1 protein-coding gene is annotated in these 1,003 nt (G+C 63.7%); it reads right to left on the bottom strand.

The window, feature by feature from the left end; translation table 11 throughout:
• Window positions 1-9: 9 nt before the first annotated feature.
• Entirely contained in the window at window positions 10-945 is a 936-nt protein-coding gene (locus AC1DNI_RS22750) for an IS110 family RNA-guided transposase (protein ID WP_477693524.1), read from the bottom strand.
• Window positions 946-1,003 lie beyond the last annotated feature (58 nt).

Genomic DNA, 1,003 nt, shown 5'->3' on the forward strand with positions numbered 1-1,003 from the left:
CCGCCGTCATCAACTCTGTTGAACGAGGTCGTCTCTCAGTCTCGCATTGAGCACGACAACGATCTTTCGCATGACGGCAGCGAGAGCGACGATCGGCTTTTTGCCACTGGCGACGAGACGTTTGTAGAAGGCGGCGAACTCGCCTTTGCCACGTGCGGCCTGCATGGCGGGCATGAAGAGGATCGTTCGAACCTCGGGCCGCCCGCCGCGGATCCTGCGATAGCCGATTGTCTTGCCGCTCTCGTTCGGATGAGGCGCGAGGCCGGCAAGCGAGGCGGCATGGCGCCGATCCATCCGCCCGAGTTCGGGCAAGGTGGCAATGAGGGCTGCAGCCGTCGTCTTGCCGATGCCGGTCATGGCGGTGGCGATCTCGGCGCGGCGTTTGAGAGGGCCGGTTCCGGTCAGGACGGCAATGTCACGGTCGATCTGGGCGATCTGCCTGTCGATGACGGCGAGTGTCGCCTTGAAGGTTGCAGCGAGCCGGTGGGCACCGGGTGCCTTCGACCGGTTGCGCTCGGCGACCCGCATCGCCATCAGGTCGCTGCGCCTTCGCACGAGTGCCTTGAGGTGCACCTCCCTGCAATCGGGTGCACACCACAAGACCAGGCTCGCCCAGCGCTCCAGACCATAGGCCGACAGTTCACGCGCATCGATCGCATCGCTCTTGCCGATCCGTCCTTTCGAACGAATGAAGGCCTTGAGCTTGCGGGTGTCGCAGCGATGGACGGCCAGTCCGCATCGCTGGCATTCCTCGATGAGAAGGGTCTCGAACCCTCCGGTCGGCTCGCAGACGGCGAGATCGGCGTTCGACCGGCTGAGGAAGCGGCGGATGTCGCTGCGCCGGTTGGCGATGGTGATCACCTTCGACCCATCGCAAACGGCGATCGTCTCCTTGGCAATATCGAAACCCAGGCAGCGTGACGGGGGATGATGCAGAAAGGCCATGCTGATGCTATCCTCTCTCGGGTGCAGGCTTCGGATTGTTTGCGGGCGTGAAACAGCG

It is taken from the genome of Phyllobacterium sp. 01N428 (assembly GCF_056399405.1).

What these genes read in the sequence shown, in the direction of transcription:
- AC1DNI_RS22750 (WP_477693524.1), bottom strand. Translation starts at nt 945, where the DNA reads ATGGCCTTTCTGCATCATCCCCCGTCACGCTGCCTGGGTTTCGATATT.